The following is a 24,998-nucleotide window of genomic DNA, read 5'->3' as shown; positions in this document are numbered from 1 at the left end:
CTCAGTTCCCCTTTTGTTGAAGGTGTTTCTCTCACTATTGTCGTCACGCAGCGGCGGCGAGCGCCTCCTCGATGTCTCTCCACAGCGCCTCGGTCCCTTCGAGGCCGACATGGAGACGTACGGACCGCGCATGAATGCCAAAGGTATGCGCGGAGTTCGGTTGCGCCTTCTGCTGAAGCACCACCTCGCCCGGTACGATCAGGCTTTCGTGTCCACCCCAGCTCACGCCCAGTTTGAAGAGCTTGAGGTGATCGGCGAAGGCGCGGATATCGACGCCTTCGCGGAAGATGAAGGAGAACAGGCCCGACGTGCCGTTGAGTCCAGCCGGCAGGCGGTTGGCGAGACCCGGATGGCAGACCTGCTCGACCACGTCGAGCGCCTGCAGCCGCTGGGCGATGGTCATCGCTGCGGTCTCGTGAGCTTTCATGCGGATCGGCAGCGTGCGCAACCCGCGGATCAAAAGCCAGGCGTCGAAGGGCGACAGCTTGCCGCCGAGATAGGGATAGGCCTCCGCCTTGATGCGGGCGATCATCTCCTTGGAGCCCGCGACGACACCGGCGACCACGTCGCTGTGACCGCCGAGATATTTGGACGCCGAGTGGATCACCAGATCGACACCCAGGGTGATCGGCCGCTGGAAGATCGGGCTCGCCCAGCTGTTGTCAATCATGGTGACAACGCCGTGCTTTTTCGCAAGTGCCGTCAGCGCGCCGACATCATGGGCTTCCATCACCCAACTGGTCGGGCTTTCCATATAGAAAACCTTGGCGCCCGGAAGTGCTTTGGCAACTTCTTCCTCGTCGCGGCCATCGACATAGGTCACCTCAACCTTCATCCGCTTCAGGATGGTGCCGAACAGGCGGAAGGCATCGGGATAGACATGCTTGACGGCGACGATGCGATCACCCGGCTCGACGAAAGAAAGCACTGCCGACGAAATCGCCGCCATGCCGCTTGCAAAACCGAGCGCATCTTCCGCGCCCTCGAGCTTGGCCAGCATTTCCTCGAACATGCGCACTGTCGGGTTGAGGCCGCGCGTGTAGATCGGCCGCACCTTCTCGCCGCGATAGGAGGCGATCATGTCGTCATAATCGGAGAAGGTGAAAAGCGATGTCTGAAAAATCGGCGGCACCACCGCTTCGGCAAAATTGCGGTCGTCATGGGCGGTGATCAGCGAAGCGAGTTCGATGGGATCGAGCGAGTTGCTCATTTGGACATTTCCTTGATGTCTTCCTCGACAACGTCGAGAATCTTCAGTGTTTCCTCACGCGCCGCCTGGGGATCCTTAGCGGCGATCGCGTTGAAAAGCGTACGGTGGAACGGGAAGGACCGGCGGGCAAAATCCTGCCGGTCGAACGGATGGGTCCAGAAGCGGACGAAGGTTTCGCGCATCTGCTCCAGAAGCTGGCCGAACATCGGATTATGCGTCGCGTCATAGACTGCCATATGGAACGCCAGATCTTCCGGACCCGACTTGCCCTTGGCGATATGGACGCGCTCCATCTCGTTCAGTTTCTCTTCGATATTCACGAGGTCACTGGCCGTGCGCTTGCGGGCCGCCACCATCGCCGCCTCGCATTCGATGCCGCGGCGAACCTCGAGCGTCTGCAGTAGCGCATCGCGCAGATTGGCGCCTTCGAAGGAGAGCGGCACATGAATGGTCGCTTTCGAAACCGGTTTCAGCAGGTAGGTACCGCTGCCCTTGCGGGTTTCGATGACACCGAGCGCCTGGAAGTGGCGGATGGCTTCGCGGATGGTGGAACGGCCAACGGCCAGAGCGGACATGAGCTCGCGCTCGGCCGGCAGGCGGTCGCCCGCCTTCAGCTTCGCATCCTCGACGTAATGCGCCAGCGCCTCAGTCACCTGACGCGCACGGTCGATCGCCGGAAGTGGCCGGATCACCGGCCTGTCGCTCACATTTGCCTTCATGGTTCCCCATTTTTCTTGTCAGGCAGTCGACCTTAAATTGGTCTGACATCTTAGCATTTCCCAAGAAACTTTCGCCGTCAAGGGCAGAAGCTCGTCGCCGCGATGTCTGCTACGAAATTGGCTGCGGCGGGGAACCCGCTGAACCGCCGAAAGAAAATTATGCAAATGATTTTACTGGATTTTTTCCGATGTGGTTTTTTCCACAAGGAGATCACCGGCTTGCGGGCAGCCAAGATCGGGGCGCAACCAGGTCGTTAAGAACGCCTAGAAACCGGGGTTCCAGAGGTAGAAACGGGCGGACCATCGGCCCGCCCGCGTCATGCTTAGTACTGGGCGACACCGCCATCGACGTCGAGCTGGACGCCGGTGATGAACGCGCTGTCGTCGGATGCGAGGAACACTGCCGTCTTGCCCATATCGTCGGGCGTGCCCATGCGACCGAGCGGGATCGTCGCGGTGATTCCCTCGTAAGCCTCGGCCGGGATCAACCCCGAAAGACCAGGCGTCACGGTATGACCCGGGCTCAAGACGTTGATGCGGAAACCGCGCTCCTTCGTGTCGATGATCCAGCCGCGAACGAGACTGCGGATGGCCGCCTTGGTCGAAGAATAGACCGACATGTTCGGGATGCCCTTCGATGCCGCAATGGATCCCGTCAGGATTACGGACGCACCGTCGCGCAAGACCGGCAAGGCCTTCTGGAAAGCGAAAAGAAGCCCGCGCACGTTGGTATTGTAGGTCTTGTCGAAATGCTCTTCGGTGATGTCGCCGAACTTCATGAACTCGTAGAAGCCGGCATTGAGGACGAGAGTGTCGATATGGCCGCTATTCTTCTTCACGATCTCGTAGAGCTTATCGAGATCGCCGAGCTTCGACGCGTCGGCCTGCACCGCGATGGCGCCGTGGCCGATTGCCGCGACGGCCTTGTCGAGTTCGCTTTGACGGCGCCCCGTGATGTAAACGAGTGCACCTTCTGCGGCGAGCTGCTTTGCGATGCCCAGCCCGATGCCGGCACTGCCGCCGGTCACAACGGCAACCTTGCCATCCAACTTCTTGCTCATGGAATTATCCTTCGAATTGATCTGCTGGACCCGCGCTTGCCGACTGTTCGGTCTTTCACGCGGGATGGCACCCGGCGGGTGCCTGCCAATCAGATAAATTCGGCAAAAGCGGCGTTGTAGACGCCAAACCCGACTATCGATTATTCCATAATGGAATGCGCCGGAACTCTCTGTACCTTCGCAGGACGATCTCTCAATACGCCAAAGGCGCGCGCCGTCGCCGGGCACGCGCCTTATGTTTCTTTGATTGCAAGCCGTCAGTTGAGGACGATCCTGACTAGGAAAGACCGGCCCGATCTGCTTTCGAAGCAGTCATGTCGCAGGAACCAGTGCCGTGACTTTCTCGATCGCGCGTTTGACCGCAGGACGCGCATCGATCTCGCCGTACCAGCGCGCAATGTTTGGCGTCTTCTCGAAGTCTATGCCTGCAAATTCGCGACGCCACAGCCACCCGAAATGCACGATGTCGGCGATCGTGAACTGGTCTCCGGCAACAAATTTGCGCTCCTGAAGCACGCCTTCGAGCACGGCGAGGACGCGTTCAGCCTCGGCCTGGAATCTTGCGATCGCCAATGGGATCTGCTCGGCCGCCTGCCGCTTGAAGAAGCCGAGTTGCCCAAAGGCTGGGCCAATTCCGGTCAGGTGGAAGAACATCTGTTCGAAGACACGGGCGCGGCCTGTGCCGTCGCCCGGAAGCAGCTTTCCGGTCTTTTCAGCAAGATAGACGAGGATCGCCCCGGATTCACTTACGGTGATGGGCTCCCCATCGGGGCCGTCGCTATCGATCAGGAGAGGAACCTTGCCATTGGGGTTGATGGCCAGGGTAGTCCGGCAGTTTCTGCTCGCCCTTGCGGACGTTAATAGGCTTGAGCTCATAAGCAAGCCCGAGCTCTTCAAGGGCGATAGGCACGCGAACACTGTTGGGCGTCGCAAAGGCATAGACTTCGATCATCGTGGTTTCCACTCTGGAGAATTAATGGGGATGCTGCCGCATCGAGCACCGCGCATTATTTGCGCCCGTGGACTTGACGGGGGAAGCCGCGATGGAGACATATGCATCATTCCAGGGAGGAATGGCCCATGAACCGGCTCGCTGCCATGGACGCCTTTGTGCGCGTCGTCGATACCGGATCATTCACCGGTGCCGCGCGGCAGTTGCGTGTCGGACAGCCGGCAATTTCCAAAATGATCGCCCAACTCGAAGAGCGCGTCGGCACCAGGCTGCTGTTGCGGACGACGCAAGGCCTGATGCCGACGGAGGCGGGCGAGAATTTTTATGAACACGCCAAGCGCGCTGTCGAAGAGGCCGACGAGGCCGAGGCCAAGGCGCGGGGCTCAGGTGCCGCTCTCAACGGCCGGCTGCGGATCAGCGGCGCGGTGACATTCATGCGGCTCCACGTGGTTCCCCACTTGCCAAAATTCCTGGCCATGCACCCCGATCTCGATATCGAAGTATTCATGGACGATCGCAACGTCGATCTTGTCGAAGCCGGTATCGACATCGCCTTGCGAATGGGAGATCTGCAGGATTCATCGCTGACCGCCCGCAAGGTCGGACAGAGCCCGCGCGTCGTGGTCGCCTCACCGGAGTATTTTGAAAGCCACGGTGAGCCCACCTCTCCTGCGGACCTGGGGGCACATCAAGCCGTCGTCTACGATCTGCGCAGCGGCGGCACTGTCTGGAACTTCAGCCAGGGGCTGGTTCAAAGCGCCGTGACCATCAAGGGGCGCATCCGGTTGACCGCAGCCGAGGGTGTTCGCGAAGCGGTCTTTGCCGGAATGGGACTGGCCGTCGCCTCTGAATGGATGTTCGCGCCCGAACTGGCCTCCGGCAAGGTCCGGCGCGTCCTCCAGGACTGGGATCTTCCGCCCATCGATCTCTGGGCGGTCTTCCCGAGTGGACGCACGGCGAGTAGCAAAGCGAGAACCTTCGCCGACTTTATCAGGCGCGAACTCACTTCCGAATTCAGCACCGATGACGACGGCGGAGCGGATTGACGATGCCTGCGCCGAGCTCCATGCGATAGCATAGGCCAAGGCGCATCGCCGTTATTGAGGCAGGAGACTCAATGACTCCCGGTAGAGCCCTTACCACCACTCATTGACGATCCGCGCCGGTCTCAGCATATTGCAGCCATGGCGAAGCTGTCGAACCGCGAAAAAATTCTGAGGGAAGGCCTTAAGGTCGTCGACGAGGTCGGCTTCTCGTCCGCCTCGGTGCGCAGCATTGTCAGCGCAGCTGGCGTGCCCCTGGGCTCCTTCACCAATCATTTCGTTTCCAAGGAAGCGTTCGGGCTCGAGATCGTTGAGCTCTATTTCGCCAACAGCCAGAATGTCGTGCTCGATACGCTGCGCAACGATGCGAAGCCGCCATTGATGCGGCTTCGGGAATACATTGCCGGCAGCCGTTCGAAGGGAAGCTGTGGCGGCCCTCTCGGGGGCTTGCTTGGCAACTTCATTGCCGAAACCGGCGTGGCTGGCGATGCCATACGTCAACGCGTCAATGAGATTGTCGCTGGCCTCACCGATGCAGTCGCCTATTGCATAGAGGCGGCCGTCAAGGCGGGAGAAGTGGCCCCGGATATCGATTGCCGGCAGGTCGCCGGGTTCATCGTCTCCTCGCATCAGGGAGCGGTGCTGCTCAGCAAATCTCAGCGCAGCCCGGAGCCGATCGAACGGCTTGAAACAGTGCTCTTCTCGATCGTGCTGCGCCCGCTCCACTGACCATCTCCGCACACAAGCAGGATGTACGATCGTACATTTTTGTTGACACCTACAAATGTACGTACGTACATATTATTCACCTTGCGCGATTTCCGCCGAGGCTTGAAAGGGTTTTCCGATGTCTGCTCCTGTTGTTTTGATCACCGGTGCGCTTACCGGTATAGGCCGCGCGACGGCGATTGCTTTTGGCCGCGATGGCGCCCGCCTTGTGGTTTCCGGCCGCCGCGACGAACTGGGCCGCGAGCTTGTCGAGCAACTCCGCGCCATGGGCGCCGAGGCCGAATTTGTTCGTGCCGATGTCCGCCATGACCAAGAAGTCGAGTCGCTCATCGACCAGACCGTGGCCCGCTTCGGCCGTCTCGACGTCGCCGTCAACAATGCCGGCACCGAAGGTGCGTTCGGGCCGGTAACGGCGCAGACTGCCGAAACTTACGCGGCGACCTTCGACACCAATGTGCTGGGCACCCTCCTCAGCATGAAGCATGAGTTGCGTGTGATGAAGGCGCAGGGAACCGGCAGCATCATCAACGTGTCCTCTGTGCTGGGCAAGGTTGGAACACCGAACGGATCCGTCTATGTCGCCAGCAAGCACGCGGTGGAAGGGCTGACGAAATCGGCGGCCCTCGAGGTCGCAACCACGGCCATTCGCGTCAATGCCGTAGCGCCCGGACCTATCCAGACCGGATTCCTTGACCGCTTGACTGGCGGATCGGATGACCGTCTCGATTACCTGAAATCATATGTGCCGATGCGCCGTCTCGGCCATTCGGAAGAAGTGGCGGCAGCGATTGTCTTTCTGGCGTCGCCACAGGCGTCTTTCCTGACCGGTCACTCGCTTGCCGTCGATGGCGGCAAGCTTGCGGGCTGATGCTCAGCGCGCTCGTCAGTAGCTGGAGAAGGGCGGCAGCATCCTCGCCGCTCTTCTCGTCACTTGCCGACCCCTTGGCTCAGGCCACGAACGAATTGCCGTGAGAACACCACGTAGAGAACGACGAGAGGCAAAATCCCGAGTGTGAGTGCAGCAAGCAGTGCCGGATAGTCGCTGAGGAATTGCCCGACGAACTGCTGGACGCCAAGCGTCACGGTTTGGTTGCTGCGGCCGGGCGACAGGATCAGAGGGAACCAGAGGTCGTTCCAGACGGGCAGCATCGTCAGCGTGGCAACAGCTGCAAGGCCGGGCTTCACCACCGGCAGGACGATCAGGAATGTCCGGAATTCCCCTGCCCCGTCCATGCGTGCCGCTTCCTTTATCTCGGTCGGCACCGTGCGGAAATACGCCATCATCAGCGTCACCGCGATCGGCACGCTCATTGCGGTATAGACCAGGACCAGTGCCGTCAGCGTATCGACCAGCCGCCAGGCGATCATGATTTCGAGGATCGGAACGGTGCCGAGGCGGATCGGCAGCATGATGCCGACCACGAAAAGCCCGGCGATCACGGGCGTGATCTTCAGGCGGTATTCCACCAGACCGTAGGCAGCCAGCGCCGAGAAAACCACCGTCAGTACGATCGTCGAGACGGTAACGACAAGGCTGTTACGGTAGTTGAGGAAAAAATTGCCGCGGGTGAAGACCCGGATATAGCCATCGACGCTGAAAGTCTTGACGGTCGGCAGGTCGAAGGGACCGCCGAAGATCGCCGGTGTCGTCTTGAAGGAATTCAGGATGACGATGAAGATCGGGCCGAGGGCCAGGAGCACGAAGAAGATCAGCAATCCGTGGACGACGATGCGATCGAGCACCATGCGCTGGCGACTGGAGCCGTAGAAGCTGGCACTGACTTTGGCTGACGATGACATCTCTTCTGTTCCTCAGACTTGGTGCGCTTGCAGCCGTCGCTGGACCAGCCAGAAATAAGCGGCAGTGACGAGAAGAATGATGACGAAGATCACCGTTGCGACAGTCGCTCCGAGATCCAGATCGGCCACCTGGCCGCTGGACCCGAAAAAGGTGCGGTAAAACAGCGTCCCGAGAATATCCGTACTGTAGTTCGGGCCCGGTGCTGCGCCATTCAGCGCGAAGACCAGATCGAAACCGTTGAAGGTCCAGATATAGGTGAGGATGACGATCAGACCGAATTGCGGCGCAATCAGCGGGAACTTGATCGCCCAGAAGATTCGCCAGTTTCCGGCGCCATCGATCCGCGCCGCCTCGACGACATCCTCCGGGACGGCAAGCAGCGCGCTGTAAAGGAAGAGCATCGGAATGCCGACATATTGCCAGACCGACATCAGAGAGATCGTCGGCAGTGCCGTCAGTTCGTTGCCGAGCAGCGGAAAGCCGACCAGTCCCCAGAGTGGATTGATGATCAGCCGCCAGATGAAGCCGACGATGACGACGGAGAGCGTCGCGGGGATAAAGAGCAGCGTGCGGTAGACGCCTTCGGAACGATTCAGCAGACCGGAGGTGAGCAGACCAGCCATCAAAAGGCCGATCGGTACTTCGACCACCAGATGGATGACGAAATATTCGAAATTGTTCAGCAGCGCGTTCCAGAAACGCGCGCTCGTGACCGGATGGGTGAAGAGATAATAATAGTTTTCCAGCCCGACGAAGACGCGCCCGGCCGGACCATCCGTATCGAAGAAGCTCATGACGATCGAGGCGATGAGCGGCAAGACGGCGAAAGCGAGATAGATTGCGAGCGCTGGCAGCACAAAAAGGAAAAGGCTCCAGCGAGCCGTCGCAGGACGTGTCACCCGGTATCTCCGTAGTCTGGTCGCCAGCTGATGCCGGCGGGCATCGGGAGCCCCGCGCACCGGTGCGGTGCGCGGGGCGCTCTTGTTACTTTTTCTGCGGTGCGTACCAGGATGCAAGACCGGCCTGGAGTTCTGCAGTCGCCTTTTCAGGGGTGACATCGTCTCCGATCATCATCGTTTGCAGCACGCGCCAGATTTCGTCGTCGAGCGGCGGATTGCCGGCGCTCAGCCGGTCCAGCGCCAGGCGCGGCGTCAGTTTGGCGTCCTTCTTCAGGTCGGCGAATTTCTGCGCCAGCGCGTTGTTATAGGTCACCGGTGTGCTGCTCATGGCGAAGAAGCCGGGGGCGGCATTGACGTAAAGTTCCTGGAATTCCGGGGATGCGAGCCAGGTGAGGAAGGTCTTTGCCGCATCCTTGTTCTTGCTTGCGGCATTGATGCCGATCGCCATGTCAGGCATTTCCTGCAGGTAGCGCTGACCGCCCTCCTTGGCAGCAGGCGGGCCGAAGACGCCGACGTTGAGACCCGTCGAGGTCACCTGATTGATATCCCAGGAGCCATCAGGAAGAATTGCCGCGCGGCCAATGGTGAAAAGCTGGGTCATGTCGGCATATTGCAGGCTTGCCTGCCCATTAGGCAGGAACGGCTTCCAGGCTGCGAAGGCCTTGAAGGCCTCGACGAATTCCGGATCTGTCAGCTTCTTGGTGCCGTCGATCAGGCCCTGGCGGCCCTCTTCGCCGTTCCAATAGGACGGACCGATATTGTAAAGACCGTTATAGGCGAGCTGCCAGGATTCTGCCGACCCATAGGCAAGTGGCTCGTATTTGCCGCTATCCTTGATCTTCTGCAGTACCTTGACGAACTCGTCAGCAGTCTTCGGAACTTCGAGCCCGAGCTCCTTGAAGATATCGACATTGTAATAGAAGCCAGCAAGCACGGCGGCGATCGGCAAGCAATAGGGCGTGCCTTTGGCGTCGGTCCAGGCGGCCTTCGACGTGTCGTCGAAATTCTTGATGGCGCCGAAGTCTGCCAGGGAGTCGAAATATTTGCGGCTGATCCACTCGCGATTGACGTCGAAGGGGCGGCAGGTCAAGAGATCGGGTCCCGCGCCAGCTTCAATTTGGGATTGCATCGCTGCATTATACTCATTGGTATTGACCGGAGAGAACTCCACCTTGATGCCGGGATTTTTGGCTTCGAAGGCAGGAATGATCTTATCCTGCCACACTGCGATATCTTCGGTCCGCCAGCTTCCGAGCTTGATGGTGACATCTTCGGCGAAAGCGCTGCCGGCAGCGACCATCGCAACCAGTGAGACAACGGCACCGTTCAGCAATGCGTGCTTTGAAAGCATTTCATAATCTCCCATTCTTGTGACTCAAAACTGCTCCCATGCCGGTTCTTTTAATCTCAGTCCGGCGATTGTTGAGGCGACGATACCTCTCAATACCAGTTGTGACAAGTTATATTTTTTGTTTCCCATTTTTGTCTTATGTGGTATTCGATTGAAAGGAATAAGGACTGTTGCCACAGAGCTTGGAGGGGTGGAAATGATCGGCGTCGGGTTGCTGGGATCGGGTTTCATTGGCGAATGCTATGCCGATGCACTGCTTGACGTCCGCAATGCGGAGTTGCGCAGCTGCTATTCTCGCAGCGGCAAGCGGGCCGAGGAATTTGCGGCCAAGTGGCGGATCAAGGCCCACGCCACAATGGATGCCCTTTGCGCCGACCCTTCCGTTGATCTTGTCATCATCGCCCTCCCGAACGAGGTGCATCTCGAGGCGACAAGAATTGCCGCAAAACACAAGAAGGCCGTGGTCTGCACCAAGCCGCTTGCCCGCACCGAAGCCGAGGCCGCAGAGATGCTCAAGCTAGTAATCGAGGCAGGCGTCTGGCACGGATATGCAGAGAGTTCGGTCTTCTCCCCGAACACAGCCAAGGCTTACGAAATGCTGAAGGCCGGCGGCATCGGCAAGCTGCTGACGATGCGTGCTCGCGAGGCCCATTCGGGTCCGCATGCGCCGCACTTCTGGGATGCGGAGACCGCAGGCGGAGGTGCGTTGCTTGACATGGGCTGCCACACCGTAGAATCAGCACGGCATTTCTTCGGAAAGGACAATCCCGTGACCGAGGTGATGGCCTGGGGTTCGACGATGGTGCACGGCGACAAGACGACCGGTGAGGATGCCGCGATCGCACTTCTGAAATTTGCCGGTGGCGAGCTGGCGACCATCGAATCCTCCTGGATCGAAAAGGGCGGCATGCAGCTGCGTCATGAGCTCGTCGGCTCCGAGGGGCGCATCGTCACCGACAGTTCTGTCGGTCCCGTCTGGGGCTTCGTCGGCAAGCCTGTCGGCTATACTGTCGAGAAGGCGGATGCCGAGACCGGCTGGGTCTATCCCGTACCGGAAGAGACGCGCGCCTATGGCTTCTCGCAGCAGATGCGCCATTTCGTCGATTGCTTCGCAGCCGGCAAGGCTCCGTCCGAAACCTACGAAGACGGGGTTATCGTCAACAGGATCATCGATGCATGCTACCGGTCCATGAAAACCAGGCAGTGGGAAAAGGTAGCGGTGAACTGATGATCGGAAATGAAGGCCAGCCGGGACCTTTGCAGTCGGATTCTCCCGAGCCCCTGTGGCAGCAGGCCGCAAAGGCGATCATGAAGGAAATTGCAGCCGGCAAGCTGGCGTCGGGAAACCGTCTGCCGCCGGAACGCGATCTGCTGACCCGGCTATCGATCAGCCGCGTAACGCTGCGCCGCGCGCTGCAGAGCCTGGTGACTGACGGCGTGCTGGTGTCTTCGCACGGCCGTGGCTGGTACGTGGCAACGGAAGCGCATCAGGAATTTCCGCAGACGCTTGAATCCTTCAGCGAAACCGCCGCCCGCCTCGGCCTCGCGCCATCCTCGGACGTGCTGCGTGCCGAAGGGGCGCCCGCAAGCCTCGATGAGGCAGAAGAGCTCGGCATTGCGCCCGGCGCGCCGGTCTTTCATCTCGACCGCATACGTCGGCTGGATGGCGTGCCGGTTGCCGTCGACACGTCGTTCTTCCCGATGATCCGCGGGCTCGATATGTCGGGTGTCGATTTCAAGACGGCTTCGCTTTTCAAGCTGCTGACCGGTGCCGGCTTTGACCTGGCGCGCGCCGAATCGACGATCGAGGCGCACGCCGCAGACAAGACGCTTGCCCGCCATCTCGGCATCGAGCAGGGCATGCCGATCCTCGCCATGCGCCAGCTTGTCGAAGACAGCAGCGGGCGGCCGGTCATGGCATCGACGATCCGCTACGCAGGCGACCGCTACCGCCTGCGGACATCTTTTTCACGCACTGCGAAGACCGGCGGGTGACGCCGTCCGTCCATCCGGCACGCGCTGGCCACCGCGGCCGCACATCATTTCAGGACCAAGGAGAAGACCGCAATGGTCAAAGGTTATATTTCGCTGGCTGACGCGCGCGCCTCCCAGGCCAATGCGCTGGAGACCGCGATTGCTGCAATTGGCAGCGAAGTTCGCAATGCTTCCAGCGCGCTGAAAGGCGCGGGCCCGATCTTCATGGGTATCGGCGCAAGCTTTGCAGCGAGTTCGGCTGCCGTCTGGGCCTTGCGGTCCCGCGGTGTGCATTCGTGGCGCCTCAATGGCGGCGAATATCCGATCCCCTTCCCCGCATCCAGCCATCCGGTGATCGCCGTCTCGCAAAGCGGCAAGAGCACCGAGACGCTTGCCGTACTGAACTCGATCGACCGCAGCCTGCGCATATCGGTGGTCAACGCCAAGGATTCCCCCGTCGCGGCCGCCTCGTCGGCCAATGTCTCGCTCGGCGCGATCCCCGACAGCTACGCATCGACGATCGGCTATACGGCAACGATCGCAGCTCTTGGCATGATCGCCGAGGCCTGGGATGGCGGCGCGACCGATACATCCTGGTCAGATCTTCCCGCTGCCTTCCGCACCGTCGAGCAGCAACTCAAGATGCAGATCGGTGAGATTCTCGCGCGCATGACAGACGCGGTCTATGTCGATTGCGCCGGGATTGCCCCTTCGGCCGGTTCAGCCGAAGTCGGCGCGCTGCTGCTGCGCGAGATCGCCCGCATCCCTTCGACCGGCATGTCGACCAGGCAGTATCTGCACGGCGCGATGGAATCCGCCGGCAAGGGCGTGCATATTCTCTTTGGCGACGAGCGGGAGGCGGAATTGGCATCGACCCTGGCAAAAGCCGGTCATCACACGATCCTTGCCGGCCCCGTGCAAGCCGCAGCCAGCGATTGGCTGACCTATATACCGCTACCGCGCGTCAGCATCACCCAGCGACCAATCCTCGAGGCCGTCATCATGCAGACCATTGCGGTTGAAACGGCGCTTGCCCGCGGGCTCGATCCCGATGCCTTCGTCTTCCACCACAACGACACCAAGGTAGCCTGACGATGGATAGCAGTGAATGTCTTGTGGCGCTTGATGTCGGCGGGACGAAGACGCATCTGGTCGTCGAAACGCTGGCCGGTGCGCGTATTCTGGACACGGTCATCTCCAGTCAGGATTGGGACGCGGAGCCCGCGTCTCACGGCGCCGATTGGCTGGCTTCGCGCCTGCGCGCCACCCTGCCCGCCGGTCTTTCGATTGTCTCCATCGCCTTCGGTGCGCAGGGAATCAACAATCCCTCGATCGGGCGGGATCTTGAAGCGGCGTTGCTTGATCGGGGATATCGCGTTCGAGCCGTCAACGATGCGGCGCTCATCGTGCCGGCCGCCGGGCTCCGTCAGGGTATCGGCGTCATAGCGGGCACAGGCGCCATCGCCGTTGGAACGGATGGATCGGGACAACCGATTTCGGCGGGCGGCTGGGGATGCGTGATCGGCGACGAGGGCGGTGCAGCCGCATTGGTGCGCGAGGCAGCCCGGGCTGCGCTGAGAGCAAATGATGAAGGCAAGCCGGATGACGGATTGCTGTCGGCATTGCTTGCCGATTTCGGAGTCGAGGATGCCGAGCGGCTGACGCGCAAGGTCAACGACGACCCGACCTCCGATAACTGGGCGCCGCATTGCACTGCCATTTTCGATGCCGCAGACGGCGGGTCGCAACTGGCGGTGAACGTCATCTCGGAGGGCGCCGGCTATCTTGCGGCGCTTGTCGCCCAGCTCAAAAATCGGGGGGCGAAAGGCGATGACGTCGTCGTTGCAGGCAGCGTGATCGTTAAACAAGCGCGTCTGCTCGACGCGTTCAAGCGCGCACTCGGCAAGCAGCATCCGCGGCTTGCTGTGCATGTGCTCGACGTCTCACCGGTCGAGGGTGCAGTCTTTCTGGCCCGCGCGGCGATTGGATAATCGGAGATTGGGAGCCGGTCCGTGAGGCGGCAGGGGCGTCGCCTTCTAAAAATCGCCACTCGCGGGAACCTTGCACGCGGCCCAGCATCAAATAAGCTTCCACAAGGAGAAGCCAGATGCAGGCGTTCGAGAATTCACCGCGACGATCTTTCGCCACCGACGAAGCAACACTTGTCCGCCGGGCGTCCACAGGCGACGCGCAGGCGATCCGCGAGATCATCCGGTTTCACAATCAGCGACTTTACCGGCTTGTCCGGGCGGTTCTTCACAGCAATGCGGAAGCAGAGGAAGCGCTGCAGGACACCTATCTCCAGGCCTTTTCAAAGCTTGCCGATTTCAACGGCGCGGCGTCGCTCTCGACCTGGCTTTCGCGTATCGCACTGAACACTGCCTTCATGCAGTTGCGCGCCGAAAAGCGGCTCAAGCGCTCGATCCCTCCGTCTGGCCAGCCGCAAGCCGAGATCATCGCGCTGCACCCTTCATCGTCCACCATCGACCCGGAGCGCGGCATGGCGCAGCGACAGCTTCTTCACCTCGTCGAGCAGGCAACCGATGCCCTTCCGGCGGACTTTCGCATCGTATTCGTTGCCCGCGTCATCGAGGGGCTGGATATCGGGGAGACGGCCACGCTGCTCGATATTCCGGCGGCAACGGTCAAGACGCGGCTTCACCGCGCCCGCAAACTCATTCGCAAGCAGCTGGAAGAGCAGATCGGGCCGATCCTGATGGACGCCTTCCCCTTCGCCGGCAGGCGCTGCGAGCGGTTGACCGAAGCCGTGATCGCCAAACTCGGGCTGAAGAACTGACGGGAACCTCTCCGGCGGCGCGGCATCCAATGCTGCGTACGTTGAAACAGGCGCCGGCGATCCCGCCGCGCCAAGGAGATCCCGATGAAAACCTTCATTTCCGCCATCGCCACGAGCTGCCTTCTCCTCGCCGCCGGCCAATCGCTCGCAGCCGACAAGCCGACCGATCCGCAGATCGCCCATATCGCCTATACGGCAGGCGCGATCGACGTGGACGCCGCCAAGCTTGCCCTTTCGAAGACCAAGAACAAGGACGTCGAGGCATTCGCGCAATCGATGAAAAAGGACCATGAAGCGGTCAACGACAAGGCGCTTGCGCTCGTCAAGAAGCTGAAGGTCACACCTGAAGACAACCCGACGAGCCAGGCGCTTGCAAAGGCCGCCAAGGAAAAGCAGACCGAACTCAGCAAACTGGACGGCGCCGCCTTCGACAAGGCCTACATCGACAACGAGGTTGCCTATCACAAGCAGGTCAACGGCGCGCTGGAAACCGTCCTTATCCCATCGGCAGAGAACAAGGACCTCAAAAGCCTGCTCGAAACCGGGCTGAAGCTGTTCCAGGGGCATGAGCAGCATGCCGAGCATGTTGCCATGGAGCTGAAATGATCTTGGTGCCGATGAAGCGCAGAAGCTTCCTGCTGACGGGAATAGCCGCTGCGGCCGGCGCATCGCTGGCGCGCGCCCACAACGGCAAGATACATGTGGCGGTCGAAAATCTCACCTTCTCGCCTGCAGACATCGAGGCGAAAGTCGGCGAGACCGTCGAATGGACGAACAAGGATCCGTTCGATCATACCGCCACCGTCAACGGCGGCTGGGAGGTGACCATCCCCGCCGGCCGGAAAGCGACACACCTCGTCACGGCCGGTGACACGGTGGAATATTTCTGCCGCTTCCATCCCAACATGAAGGGGCACATCAAGGTCGTCTCCTAGAGAGGAACACGCCGCCAGGGACGCCTCTGGCGGCGTAGCCTTCGGCGAGTGACTATCGCCGTAGCGCGCGCTTGACCGATAGCCGGCATTCGTGTTGATGCAAGGGTTCGAATATCAGAGCCGAGCGAACGGACCGGGCCGAAAAGAGCCGCGCCGCGTGGGGACACTTCTCGCATGTCGAAATCCAATCTGAGGCGGGACGCCGACCTTCTGCTGCATCGTGGTTCGCGGGTCGAAGGCGCCTACCCGGTCAGCCGCTCCCGCAGGCCGGTCGAGGTTCAGCGTCTCATCGGTGCGATCGGCAATCTGATGCTTTCGGGCGATACGCCGATGATGGAGAAATTCGTTGCCGGCAAGATCTTTCATCAGCTGCAGTATCCCGGCGCCGTTTCCAGCCGGCCCGCCTCGCATCTGCGGCTCGGGCCGCAGCTGCAGTTCGCCCTGCGCCAGCTGACGCAGAAAGGCCGGGCGTTCGCGGAAGTTGCCGCCGCGATCAACGATCTGGCCAAGAGCCTCGATTGGTCCTCGAGCTCGACCGGCCCCTTCGCCAGCATGAATATCGAAAAGGCACACGCCCATGCCGTCATCGCCGGAGCGGCGGGCCTCGAAGAGCGCGACGATGTCACGCTCGGGCTGACGATCATGGAGCCCTACAGCCGCTTCCCGGATCATGTCCAATACCGTGCCCGAGTTTTCCTGGCGCTGTCGGACTGCGAATTCCTCTGCGACGAAAAAGGCTGGCAGCAGGCTTCGCCGGGGTCGGCCTTCTACAACGAGGCCGGACACACCGTCGCGATGCGCTGCACCTCACGGCCACTGCTGGCCGCCTGGTGCCAGATGGAGCGGTAGAGCCCGGCCAGGCTTGCCCAGCCGGGTCCGGCGCAGTTTATGCAGCCGCCGGGGTCGGCTCGCCGAGCGACAGCATCAGGCGGTTCGCCCAGTTGAAAAAGGCGGCGCCATGAATGGCGTCGGCAATCTCCAGATCATCGAAACCCTCTTCACGCAGACGGGCAATCTCCGCCGGGCCAAAGCGCGAAGGCGTGGCCGTCAAGGCCGCCGAAACCTCGGCGACGGCGTTCCAGCGGCGGCTGCCGAGATCGGCTTCGACGCCTTCGTCGAGCAGTCGCTGAACGTCGGCCGTGCGTTTCGAATGATGGGATGCGAACCTCGAATGCACCGAGGCGCAGAAGATGCAGCCGTTGCTGCGGGATGCCGCGGCGGCCGAAAGCTCGCGATCGGCCCGCGGCAAGCCGGCGCGCGTATTGTAGAAGATATCCTTGTCGGTCTTCGTTCTCGCTTCGAGAATTTCCGGATCGCGGGCCAGCAACATGAAATAGGGAGACTTGGAGCGCGATGCATCGACCAGACCCGCCCAGTGCCGCTCGGTGAGTTCGCTTTCCTCCAGCGGCGTCAGCCACGGCGTCCAGCCGATCTCGGATTGGGTAAATGCGTTGGGGCGATTGTCGATCTCAGGATGATTGACGGTATCGGTCATGGCGTTTCTCCTTATTCCGCTGCCGCACGCGTGACGCTGCCCTCACCCGCCGCGCCGAGCGCGGAAAGGCCGGCAGCAACGCGAATCTGAAACGACAGGAACGCGACGATCTGCGAGAGGGTGACGATACCGGTCGTGGTCCAGCCTGCATCAATCAGCTTCTGCAGCGCATCCGGGCTTGCTTCGCGCGGACGGAAGACCAGCAGATGCGTGTGTTCGAGAGCCGCCGACAGCTTGGCGCCGATCACGGCTCGGCTGAAATCCGAGACGGCATAGATCAGGCCTGGAGCATCTTCCGCCGACAGCGGACCGGCCGGATAGCGGCCGTAAGGGCCATCTGCCGCGCCTTTTTCGATCTCCGTCTGGATCGCAGCTGCGAGCGACGCGCCGCCCTGCAGCTCGGACAAACCACCGGCGTAGAAAGCCGACGCCGTCCCGGAGCGGTGCAGGCCGCTGACGAATGCGGCGATCGCGAGCCGCTCGGCACGCGTTACGTGATCATCGGAAACCGGCTCGAAGAGCGCGAGATAGCTTTTCTGCGCATTCAGCCGCGTCTCCGGACGTTCAGCACGGAGACGGTCGAGAAAAGACCCCGGCTTTATACCGGCTAGCAGATCAATGATATCGGGTGTGGAAGAACTCATGGATTCATACCTTTTCTGGCGGTGATTATGCTGTAGCGAGGCGCCGCTCGTGGGCGGCGGGTCCGCGTCGAACCCAGCCCAGCGCGGGAGCGACCTCGCTGGCGATCAATTCCAGCGAGCGCAGGATGTAGGCGTGCGGGGGATCGACCGAATGGACCTGGAAGACGAGGTCAGTGACGCGTTCCAACGCGGTGTCAGCCTTCAACGACGCGATCACATCGTCGGGCGTACCGACATGCACGTCGAAGGCCCTGATGAGATCCTCTGTCCTGGTGCTTGCGATCTTATGACCGCTGGCAATGAAGCGCTCGACGCTGCGCTGCAGGCCGATTTCCGCCAGATGCAAAGCCTCCTTGCGATCGTCGGCAACGAACAGGCTGCGCGAACCGAGAATGCGCGGCTGCCGTTCCTTCGGCAGCGCCTTAAGATAGGCGTCGATGATCGGATTCTGCAGCTCCCAGAGCGTTGCATCCGGCGCCTGTGCCGGCCGGGGCTGGGTGCGCGACAGCATCAATCCGTCACCATCTTGGCCGGCCCGGATTCCGCCGCCAACCGAGAACGTTGCCTGCCACACGCGCTCGAGAAGATGCGGGGCTGCCGGATAAAGATGATTGCCGCCCGTCAGCTCCCGCCCGGCCCAAGCATCTCGCACCGTTGCGAGGCTTTTCGCATAGACGGCGGCGCGATCGCCCGTTTCCAGCCCGAAGGGGAGGAAGGCAGCTGGAGTTCCGCCACTACCGAAGCCGACTTCGAGGCGGCCGTTCGAGAGTATATCAAGCACTGCCGTGTCCTCCGCGACGCGGACAGCACTTTCCATCGGCAATGTGATCACACCGGTTCCAAGCCGGATGCGCGAGGTTCGGGCGGAGAGTTCCGCCAGAAAGATCAATGGCGCAGGAAGACCGCCCTCATCTCCATTGAAATGGTGCTGTGCCACCCATGCCGTATCGAACCCGAATTTCTCGGCATGAATGACCTGCTCGGCGGCCAGCCGGTAGCGGGTCGCAGCATCGGCCTGATCGAGGATACGGCTGAAGAAACCCAGGCGTTTCGGTGCGGTTGCTGGCGTCATTGCTGTGTTCCTGTGCTGATCAGGGGAAATGGCTTTGCTGGCAGCCGGTGCTTCTTTCCGGGGATCGCCTCGATGAGTTCGCGGGTATAGGCGCTCTTCGGACTGCCGAAGACATCGCCGACTGCCCCGCTATCGACGAGCTTGCCGCCGCTTAGGACCGAGACCGTATCGGCGATCTGCCGTACGACAGCCAGATCATGCGATACAAAGAGATAGGTCAGGCCGAGCTCGCGCTGGAGCTTGCTGAGAAGAGCCAGAATCTGCGCCTGCACGGTGACATCGAGCGCCGACACGGCCTCATCGAGCACCAGGATTTGCGGATTTAGAATGAGCGCGCGGGCAATGGCGACACGCTGTCTTTGCCCGCCTGACAGGGCATGCGGGCGGCGGCCGAGGACATCCAGCGGAAGGCCGACTTTCTCGATGATCGCCGCAACACGCTCCGTCCGCTCGGCGCGCGGCACCGGCTCGAAATTCAGCAATGGCTCTTCGACGATCCCAGCGATCGTCTGGCGCGGATCGAGCGAACCGAACGGGTTCTGGTAGACGAGCTGGATCTTCTTGCGAAACAGCCGCAGCGTTTCCCCGCGCAAGGTAGAAAGGTCGAGCCCATCGACGATGACCCTGCCCGAGCTCGGCTTTTCAAAGGCCGAGACGATGCGGATGCTCGTCGTCTTGCCGGAACCGGATTCGCCGACCAGCGCATGCGTCGTTCCGCGCCGGACGCGGAAGGAAACATCGTCGACGGCGCAAAAGCGCGAATAGCCGCCAAGGCCGAAGTCCTTGACGAGGTTTTCGACGACGATGATGTCGTCGCTTTCCGTCGCGGGAGCTTCCTTTGCCACGGTGGCCGGACGCTGCCGGATATTCAGCGACGGCGCATCCGATAACAGCTGGCGCGTATAGGCATTCTGAGGATTGCCGATGACATCCTGGGTGCGGCCCTGTTCCTGGATGCGGCCATGCTTGAGGACGATCAGCCGGTCGGAACGATCGGTGGCGACGCCGAGATCATGGGTAACGAGAAGCACTGCCGTGCCATATTCACGCCGAAGCTCGTCGATAAGGTCGAGGATGTGCTTCTGTACCGTGACATCAAGCGCGCTTGTCGGCTCGTCCGCGATGATGAGCGACGGCTTCAACGCGATGGCAATGGCGATCAGCACCCGCTGCTTCATGCCGCCGGAAAGTTCGTGTGGATATTGCTGCGCCCTCAGCTTCGGCTCGCTAAGCCCGACGCGTTCGAGAAGCGCGATCGCCTGCGTATAGGCAACCGGGCCGGAGGCTTCGCCATGAATGGCGAGAATTTCCGCCACCTGCTTGCCGATCGTCTTGACCGGATTGAGCGAATTGCCGGGGTCCTGAGGGATCAGGCTGATCACCGAACCGCGAATACCGTCCAGCCGCCGCTGCGCCCAGCCTGCGATCTCCTGATCGTTCAGGCGGATGCTGCCGCTCTCAAGTTTTCCGTTCTCCGGCAGCAGCCCGATGATGGCCTGAGCCGTCGAGCTTTTGCCGGAACCGGATTCGCCCACCAGCGCGACGACTTCTCCGGGGTTGACGTGGAAATCGATGCCATGGACGGCGGTGCGCGCGCCGTTCCTGTCGCTGTAGCTGACAGTCAGGCCGGAGACCGCGAGAACAGGAGACGGTGGGACAGCGGCTTTCGGCAGGTCGACAGGCTGGATCGTCATCTCTCTATCCTTCCAAATGCCTGGCTGATGCGATTGACGGAGAGCACCACCAAAACCACGGCGATGCCAGGGGCAGCCGTCAGCCACCAGGCGGTTGCGATATAATTGCGGCCCTCGGCGATCAGCAGCCCCCATTCCGGCGTCGGCGGCGGTGCGCCGTAACCGAGGAAGCCAAGGGTCGAGAGCTGCAGGATTGCCCAGCCGACCTGCAGTGCCGCGAAGGCGATGACCGAGGTCAGGGAGTTGGGAAGCACGTGGCGGATCAGCACGCTGAGGAAGGTACCGCCGCTGCCAAAGGCCGCTTCGACATATTCGCTGCGGCGGACGGTGATGACTTCGGAACGCACGATGCGGGCGAAACTCGCGACCGAGGTGATGCCAACGGCGATCGCAGCGTTGATTGTCCCGAAACCCAAGAGAATGATGATGCTCAGGGAGAGCAGCAGCGCCGGTATCGACAGCAGAACGTCGGCAAGACGCATGATGGCCGTGTCCGTGCGCCCGCCGATCGAGCCTGCGACAACACCGAGCGCTGTACCGGCGAAAAGCCCGATGCCAACGGCTGCAAGCGCGCCTGACAGAGAGTGTACGGCGCCGTACACCAGGCGCGCATAAAGATCGCGGCCAAGTGAATCGGTTCCCAGCAGATGCGCGGCGCTCGGCGGTTTCAGCTGCTGCCCTGGCAGACCCTTGATCGGATCGTAGGCGGTGAACAGCTGAGGTGCGACCGCGACGAGAAGCACGATGACCAGCACCGCGCCCGCCAGCAGAAGGCTGATATCGATCCTCCGGCTGCTTCGGCGCGGCGTGGCATCTTCGACGGTTTGGGTCGGCAGCCAATCGTTGGTCTCTGCCGTCTCCAGGTCGAGATGGCGTTCAGCGACATCGAGGCTGGTCATCGAGCGGTCTCCGGCCTTGTTTTGAGCCGCGGATCGATGATCGGATAAAGAAGATCGATCGCGAGATTGATGGTGACGAACGCTGCTGCCGAGAGAACGACGATGGCCTGCAGGACGGCAACGTCCTGAAAATTGACCGCTTGTTCGGTGAGGCTTCCGAGCCCGTTCAAGCCGAAGACTGTCTCGGTGATGACGGCGCCGGCCAGAAGCTCACCGAACAGAACACCGGCAACGGTCAGAACCGGCAGGAATGCGTTCTTCGCCACATGCCGCCACAGCACCCATGCATGCGAGGCACCCTTTGCACGGGCGACGGCAACGAAGGGCCGCGTCTGAACGTGATCGATATTGCGCAGCAGAATCTGCGCCAGCGGCGCCGAGATCGGAATGGCGACGGTCATCACCGGCAGGATCAGCCCCTCCCATGGGCCGGGATTGATCACGGGCACCAGCCGCAGCCGGAACGAGAATATCTGGATCAGCATGATGCCGAGCCAGAAGGTCGGCACCGAAACGAAGAGCGAAGGCACGGATTGGACGACGCTCCGGAGTCTGCCGAAGCCCTGGATGTTGGACAGGATCGCCAGCAGCACCGCAATCAACGCCGCGACGATGAAGCCAAAGCCGGCCAGCCGGATCGTCGGCGGCAGGCTGGCAGAGAGCTGCGCACTGACGGCAACCCCTGCCTGCAGCGAATAACCGAAGTCACCGATCAGGAATTTTCCGGCTGTGTGCAGATATTGGCTGACCACGCTCCCGTCGGCCGCATAGGCAGCGCGGATATCGGCGATCTGTTCGGGACTGAGGCCGTATTCCGGATTCTGGAATTTGATAAGAACGGCATCGCCGGGCATGGCCTGCAGTAGCACGAAGGAGATCGTGAAGGCCGCCCAGAGCACGAGCAAAGCCTGTCCTATGCGGGATACGATGTAGCGGGTCATGCCGATCCTCTCAGGTGACGGGCGGCCCGGCTTGCGCCGGGCCATGGCCTTCAGTGTTCAGCAAGCCAGGTGTTGTAGAAGCTCGGACGGCCGACGGCTTCGAAACCGACGCCCTGCACATAGGGCGCACCGGCAAAGGCCTGCGGCTCCTCGAAGATCGGGATAGCATAGGCCTGATCGATCACGTAGTTCTGGACCTCGCCGGCGATGGCGAGACGCTTTTCGCGATCGGGCTGCGAGGAAAGCTGCTCGAGGAGACCGTTCAGCTTGTCATCGACGAAGGATTTCACCTTGTCGCTCGGGCCGCCCTTCTGGCGCAGCACGTCGCGGTTCTTCGGATAATACTGGCTCTTGATGACATCAGGATCGGCCCGGCCGACCATGGCGGGCGACACCGGCGTCTTGGCCGGATCGAGATCATCGACGGTCTTGCTGCCGGCATCGCCCGCCAGCACGTTCAACGTGACGCCGAGCTTTGCCCATTGCTGCGCGACAAGCTGCAGCGTTGCCTTGTTCTGCGGCTGCGGCGGCGATTCATAGGCGGTCAGCACCAGCTGCTTTCCATCCTTCTCGCGGACGCCATTGGCGCCGACCTTCCAGCCAGCTTGATCCAGCAGCTCGGTGGCCTTGGCCGCATCGTAGGTCAGCTTCGGCGACAGATCGAGATAGCCCTGCGCCGTCGATGCGATGATCGACTTGGCCTGCGGATAGTTGGCCGAGAACAGCGTCGATATGATTTCCGCGCTATTGGTACCGTGAAGCAGCGCCTGACGGACGCGGATATCGGACACCAGCGGATTGTCCGGACGGAAGACGACGCTATTGTTCACGCCGCGCGTCGGTGCCGCATAGATCTTGTAGCCCTGGCTTTCGACCTGTTCTTCGTCATAGGCCTGCACCTGGCGAATGAAATCCGCCTGGCCCGAGAGCAGCGCACCGATGCGCACGCTGTCTTCACCGGTGATGATATATTTTATGCCGTCGAGATAGGCGCGGCCCTGATGCTCCTGCTTTGCCGGACCCCAATCGTAGTCGTCGCGGACCTTGAGGTTCAGCTCCTTGCCGAGTGTCTCGCTGTCAACGACGAACGGGCCGGAACCGACGATCTTCGTCGCGTCACCCAGCTGGTCGAAAGGCAGCGCCAGCGTTTTCAGCGATACCAGGCCGGAGCCGATTACCGAGGTGCCCTGCAGGAAACCTGGGGACGGCTTCTTGAAATAGAACTTGACGGTCAGGGGATCGACGACCTCGGAACGGTCGTAATTGTTGATGACTTCCGAGACCGGCTGCTTCAGCTCCTTATTGCCGAGACCGAACGTATCGTAGTTCTTGGCGACTGCGGCCGCGTCGAGCGGCGTGCCGTCAGAGAAGGTAACACCCTTGCGAAGCTTGAAGGTATATTCGGTGGCCTCGGCGTTGACGGTCCAGGATTCGGCAATCCACGGCTCGATCTCAAGCGTCTTCGGATTCTGATAGGTAAGCTTGTCGGTGATCTGATTGAGCACGCCACCGTTCGGATAGAAGCCGCCGGCCGGCGGATAGAGATTGGTATGCGGCTGCTGCTCAAGATAGATCAGCGTGCCGCCCCGAACCGGTTTGGCAGCCTCGTCTGCCGCAGCCGCCAGTGCCGTAAAAGACACGGACAGGGTGCTCGCAAGAAGCAGGGTCTTAATCGTCGCCGTAAAGCTCATCTGTTGTCCCTCAATAACTGATGGTGACAACGGTAGCGGCATATAAATTTAGTATATAGAATTAGTATTCTATTTTCGGGGCGCGCACCGGAAATTCTATGGCGCCCGTCTCGGGCAGCACTCAAAAATTGCTCTGGCAGCTTTGGATCGACCGCAAAGGCGCTGCCTACCCGGCATGATCGGGCGCCAAATTATTCGCCCTGCGGATGCGTTTGAGGTATTGCTACCAAAAACCCGCGAAACGCCGTATCGGCTAATCCCGATCACTGGCTAGCTTGCGGATCTCGGCCGCGGTCGCGGGATCGACCGGGTTGTAGATCACCAGCCCGAGATCCGGCCTGCCATCGACGGCAAAGGCGGAATATTCGAGATCGATCGTTCCCAATTTCGGATGTTTTAGGCGCTTGACGCCATCGCCGTGCACACGCACGTCGTTTTCCTGCCAGAGCCGCTCGAAATCCGCACTGACGGCACTCAGTTCCTCGACCAGCTTGCTGACTTCTGACCCGGCGCCGGCCCGCGCGACATCCGCCCGGAAGGCGGCAACCACGAAGCGGGCAAGCGTTTCCCAATCATGCTGCTTGGCACGGATCGCCGGGTTGGAGAATATCAGCCGGAGGATATTGCGTTTCTCCGGCGCAATCGTGCCGTAGTCGGTCAGCACGACGGCGGCCGCGCGGTTCCACGCGACCACATCCCACATCGCCGTCTTGATCAGCGCCGGGCTCGCGTCGAGTGAATCCAGCAGGCGTTGCAGCCGCGGGGTAACGCCTTCTGCGGGCTTGTAGCGCACTTCGGGAGGCCGCCCCAGGCCCAGCATGAAGAGGTGCTCACGCTCCGGTTCGGTCAACATCAGGCCATTGGCGATCCGGTTGAGAACATCCGCAGACGGCGCCCCGCCACGGCCCTGCTCCAGCCAAGTGTACCAGGTCGGGCTGATATTGGCCCGCTGTGCCACTTCTTCACGGCGCAAGCCGGGCGTCCGCCGCCGGCCCGACAGGCCGAACGCGGACGGATCGAGTTTCACACGGCGGTCTTTCAGGAAGGCTGCAAGCGTGCCCGGCGTGTTGATCGGCATGGAGATCCTGTTA

The 24,998-nt window shown here is 61.3% G+C and carries 27 protein-coding genes; 11 read left to right on the top strand and 16 right to left on the bottom strand.

What is annotated here, in order from left to right; all coding sequences use genetic code 11:
* Window positions 1-43: 43 nt before the first annotated feature.
* From AB4Z25_RS17330 to AB4Z25_RS17310, 5 genes are all read right to left on the bottom strand, one after another.
* Window positions 44-1,210: a PLP-dependent transferase gene (locus AB4Z25_RS17330; protein ID WP_442208678.1), complete on the bottom strand. Its 1,167-nt coding sequence runs from the start codon at window positions 1,208-1,210 to the stop codon at window positions 44-46.
* Window positions 1,207-1,929 carry a FadR/GntR family transcriptional regulator gene (locus AB4Z25_RS17325; RefSeq protein ID WP_442208677.1) on the bottom strand — a complete coding sequence of 241 codons (723 nt, stop codon included), beginning with the start codon at window positions 1,927-1,929 and terminating at the stop codon, window positions 1,207-1,209. The genes AB4Z25_RS17330 and AB4Z25_RS17325 overlap by 4 nt, the downstream gene beginning before the upstream one ends.
* A 323-nt stretch (window positions 1,930-2,252) precedes the next feature.
* Complete coding sequence (locus AB4Z25_RS17320) at window positions 2,253-2,990, bottom strand: SDR family oxidoreductase (RefSeq protein WP_112514706.1); 738 nt, start codon at window positions 2,988-2,990, stop codon at window positions 2,253-2,255.
* A gap of 312 nt (window positions 2,991-3,302) precedes the next feature.
* Complete coding sequence (locus AB4Z25_RS17315; protein WP_442208783.1) at window positions 3,303-3,776, bottom strand: glutathione S-transferase family protein; 474 nt, start codon at window positions 3,774-3,776, stop codon at window positions 3,303-3,305.
* Window positions 3,769-3,942 (bottom strand): hypothetical protein, encoded by a 174-nt coding sequence (locus tag AB4Z25_RS17310; RefSeq protein ID WP_442208676.1) that lies wholly within the window; start codon window positions 3,940-3,942, stop codon window positions 3,769-3,771. The genes AB4Z25_RS17315 and AB4Z25_RS17310 overlap by 8 nt, the downstream gene beginning before the upstream one ends.
* 128 nt (window positions 3,943-4,070) lie before the next feature.
* Between AB4Z25_RS17310 and AB4Z25_RS17305 the strand changes: the two genes are divergently transcribed.
* The 3 genes from AB4Z25_RS17305 to AB4Z25_RS17295 all read left to right on the top strand — a co-directional run bounded on the left by AB4Z25_RS17305 (window position 4,071) and on the right by AB4Z25_RS17295 (window position 6,582).
* On the top strand, window positions 4,071-4,988 hold the full coding sequence (locus AB4Z25_RS17305) for a LysR family transcriptional regulator (protein ID WP_442208675.1): 918 nt from the start codon (window positions 4,071-4,073) through the stop codon (window positions 4,986-4,988).
* 138 nt (window positions 4,989-5,126) lie between these two features.
* The gene (locus tag AB4Z25_RS17300; RefSeq protein ID WP_112389007.1) at window positions 5,127-5,714 is read left to right on the top strand and encodes a TetR/AcrR family transcriptional regulator; all 588 of its coding nucleotides are present in this window, start codon (window positions 5,127-5,129) and stop codon (window positions 5,712-5,714) included.
* Window positions 5,715-5,832: 118 nt separating this feature from the next.
* Window positions 5,833-6,582: a glucose 1-dehydrogenase gene (locus AB4Z25_RS17295; protein WP_442208674.1), complete on the top strand. Its 750-nt coding sequence runs from the start codon at window positions 5,833-5,835 to the stop codon at window positions 6,580-6,582.
* Between the two features lie 59 nt (window positions 6,583-6,641).
* Here the strand turns inward: AB4Z25_RS17295 and AB4Z25_RS17290 are convergent, their stop codons facing one another.
* The 3 genes from AB4Z25_RS17290 to AB4Z25_RS17280 all read right to left on the bottom strand — a co-directional run bounded on the left by AB4Z25_RS17290 (window position 6,642) and on the right by AB4Z25_RS17280 (window position 9,765).
* Window positions 6,642-7,514, bottom strand: coding sequence for a carbohydrate ABC transporter permease (locus AB4Z25_RS17290; RefSeq protein WP_442208673.1), 873 nt, complete (start codon window positions 7,512-7,514; stop codon window positions 6,642-6,644).
* 12 nt (window positions 7,515-7,526) lie between these two features.
* Window positions 7,527-8,414 carry a carbohydrate ABC transporter permease gene (locus AB4Z25_RS17285; protein ID WP_112596902.1) on the bottom strand — a complete coding sequence of 296 codons (888 nt, stop codon included), beginning with the start codon at window positions 8,412-8,414 and terminating at the stop codon, window positions 7,527-7,529.
* 85 nt (window positions 8,415-8,499) lie between these two features.
* Window positions 8,500-9,765 carry an ABC transporter substrate-binding protein gene (locus tag AB4Z25_RS17280; protein WP_162702641.1) on the bottom strand — a complete coding sequence of 422 codons (1,266 nt, stop codon included), beginning with the start codon at window positions 9,763-9,765 and terminating at the stop codon, window positions 8,500-8,502.
* Window positions 9,766-9,961: 196 nt separating this feature from the next.
* Between AB4Z25_RS17280 and AB4Z25_RS17275 the strand changes: the two genes are divergently transcribed.
* The 8 genes from AB4Z25_RS17275 (at window position 9,962) to AB4Z25_RS17240 (ending at window position 16,320) form a co-directional block, all read left to right on the top strand.
* Window positions 9,962-10,993, top strand: a complete 1,032-nt coding sequence (locus AB4Z25_RS17275; RefSeq protein WP_442208672.1) for a Gfo/Idh/MocA family protein — start codon at window positions 9,962-9,964, stop codon at window positions 10,991-10,993.
* Window positions 10,993-11,760: a GntR family transcriptional regulator gene (locus AB4Z25_RS17270; protein ID WP_112388512.1), complete on the top strand. Its 768-nt coding sequence runs from the start codon at window positions 10,993-10,995 to the stop codon at window positions 11,758-11,760. The genes AB4Z25_RS17275 and AB4Z25_RS17270 overlap by 1 nt, the downstream gene beginning before the upstream one ends.
* A gap of 72 nt (window positions 11,761-11,832) precedes the next feature.
* Window positions 11,833-12,831 (top strand): SIS domain-containing protein, encoded by a 999-nt coding sequence (locus AB4Z25_RS17265; RefSeq protein ID WP_442208671.1) that lies wholly within the window; start codon window positions 11,833-11,835, stop codon window positions 12,829-12,831.
* A 2-nt stretch (window positions 12,832-12,833) separates the two neighbouring features.
* The gene (locus tag AB4Z25_RS17260) at window positions 12,834-13,730 is read left to right on the top strand and encodes an N-acetylglucosamine kinase (protein WP_442208670.1); all 897 of its coding nucleotides are present in this window, start codon (window positions 12,834-12,836) and stop codon (window positions 13,728-13,730) included.
* 116 nt (window positions 13,731-13,846) lie between these two features.
* The gene (locus AB4Z25_RS17255) at window positions 13,847-14,536 is read left to right on the top strand and encodes an RNA polymerase sigma factor (RefSeq protein ID WP_442208669.1); all 690 of its coding nucleotides are present in this window, start codon (window positions 13,847-13,849) and stop codon (window positions 14,534-14,536) included.
* Window positions 14,537-14,620: 84 nt separating this feature from the next.
* Window positions 14,621-15,142: a DUF4142 domain-containing protein gene (locus tag AB4Z25_RS17250; RefSeq protein ID WP_442208668.1), complete on the top strand. Its 522-nt coding sequence runs from the start codon at window positions 14,621-14,623 to the stop codon at window positions 15,140-15,142.
* Window positions 15,139-15,471: a cupredoxin domain-containing protein gene (locus tag AB4Z25_RS17245; protein ID WP_442208667.1), complete on the top strand. Its 333-nt coding sequence runs from the start codon at window positions 15,139-15,141 to the stop codon at window positions 15,469-15,471. The genes AB4Z25_RS17250 and AB4Z25_RS17245 overlap by 4 nt, the downstream gene beginning before the upstream one ends.
* A 174-nt stretch (window positions 15,472-15,645) precedes the next feature.
* On the top strand, window positions 15,646-16,320 hold the full coding sequence (locus AB4Z25_RS17240) for a dimethylsulfonioproprionate lyase family protein (protein ID WP_112388517.1): 675 nt from the start codon (window positions 15,646-15,648) through the stop codon (window positions 16,318-16,320).
* Between the two features lie 37 nt (window positions 16,321-16,357).
* Here the strand turns inward: AB4Z25_RS17240 and AB4Z25_RS17235 are convergent, their stop codons facing one another.
* The 8 genes from AB4Z25_RS17235 to AB4Z25_RS17200 all read right to left on the bottom strand — a co-directional run bounded on the left by AB4Z25_RS17235 (window position 16,358) and on the right by AB4Z25_RS17200 (window position 24,985).
* The gene (locus AB4Z25_RS17235; protein WP_112596922.1) at window positions 16,358-16,966 is read right to left on the bottom strand and encodes an alkylhydroperoxidase domain protein; all 609 of its coding nucleotides are present in this window, start codon (window positions 16,964-16,966) and stop codon (window positions 16,358-16,360) included.
* A gap of 11 nt (window positions 16,967-16,977) precedes the next feature.
* Window positions 16,978-17,610 (bottom strand): CMD domain protein, encoded by a 633-nt coding sequence (locus AB4Z25_RS17230; protein WP_442208666.1) that lies wholly within the window; start codon window positions 17,608-17,610, stop codon window positions 16,978-16,980.
* A 25-nt stretch (window positions 17,611-17,635) separates the two neighbouring features.
* A complete protein-coding gene (locus tag AB4Z25_RS17225) occupies window positions 17,636-18,682 on the bottom strand; it encodes a putative FMN-dependent luciferase-like monooxygenase (protein WP_442208665.1) in 1,047 nt (348 codons plus the stop codon).
* The gene (locus AB4Z25_RS17220; protein ID WP_442208664.1) at window positions 18,679-20,376 is read right to left on the bottom strand and encodes a dipeptide ABC transporter ATP-binding protein; all 1,698 of its coding nucleotides are present in this window, start codon (window positions 20,374-20,376) and stop codon (window positions 18,679-18,681) included. Before AB4Z25_RS17220 ends, AB4Z25_RS17225 begins: the two co-directional genes overlap by 4 nt.
* Window positions 20,373-21,275, bottom strand: a complete 903-nt coding sequence (locus AB4Z25_RS17215; RefSeq protein WP_442208663.1) for an ABC transporter permease — start codon at window positions 21,273-21,275, stop codon at window positions 20,373-20,375. The genes AB4Z25_RS17220 and AB4Z25_RS17215 overlap by 4 nt, the downstream gene beginning before the upstream one ends.
* A complete protein-coding gene (locus AB4Z25_RS17210) occupies window positions 21,272-22,216 on the bottom strand; it encodes an ABC transporter permease (RefSeq protein ID WP_442208661.1) in 945 nt (314 codons plus the stop codon). Before AB4Z25_RS17210 ends, AB4Z25_RS17215 begins: the two co-directional genes overlap by 4 nt.
* 50 nt (window positions 22,217-22,266) lie before the next feature.
* Window positions 22,267-23,907, bottom strand: a complete 1,641-nt coding sequence (locus tag AB4Z25_RS17205; RefSeq protein ID WP_442208660.1) for a TIGR04028 family ABC transporter substrate-binding protein — start codon at window positions 23,905-23,907, stop codon at window positions 22,267-22,269.
* Between the two features lie 253 nt (window positions 23,908-24,160).
* The gene (locus AB4Z25_RS17200) at window positions 24,161-24,985 is read right to left on the bottom strand and encodes a helix-turn-helix transcriptional regulator (protein ID WP_442208659.1); all 825 of its coding nucleotides are present in this window, start codon (window positions 24,983-24,985) and stop codon (window positions 24,161-24,163) included.
* Between the last annotated feature and the right edge of the window lie 13 nt (window positions 24,986-24,998).

Origin of the sequence: Rhizobium sp. RAF36 (assembly GCF_052114105.1) — a bacterium.
In the GTDB taxonomy this organism is placed as follows: Bacteria; Pseudomonadota; Alphaproteobacteria; order Rhizobiales; family Rhizobiaceae; genus Rhizobium.
The sequence above is the reverse complement of the archived record's forward strand: the minus strand, read 5'-3'. Positions and strand labels throughout refer to the sequence as shown.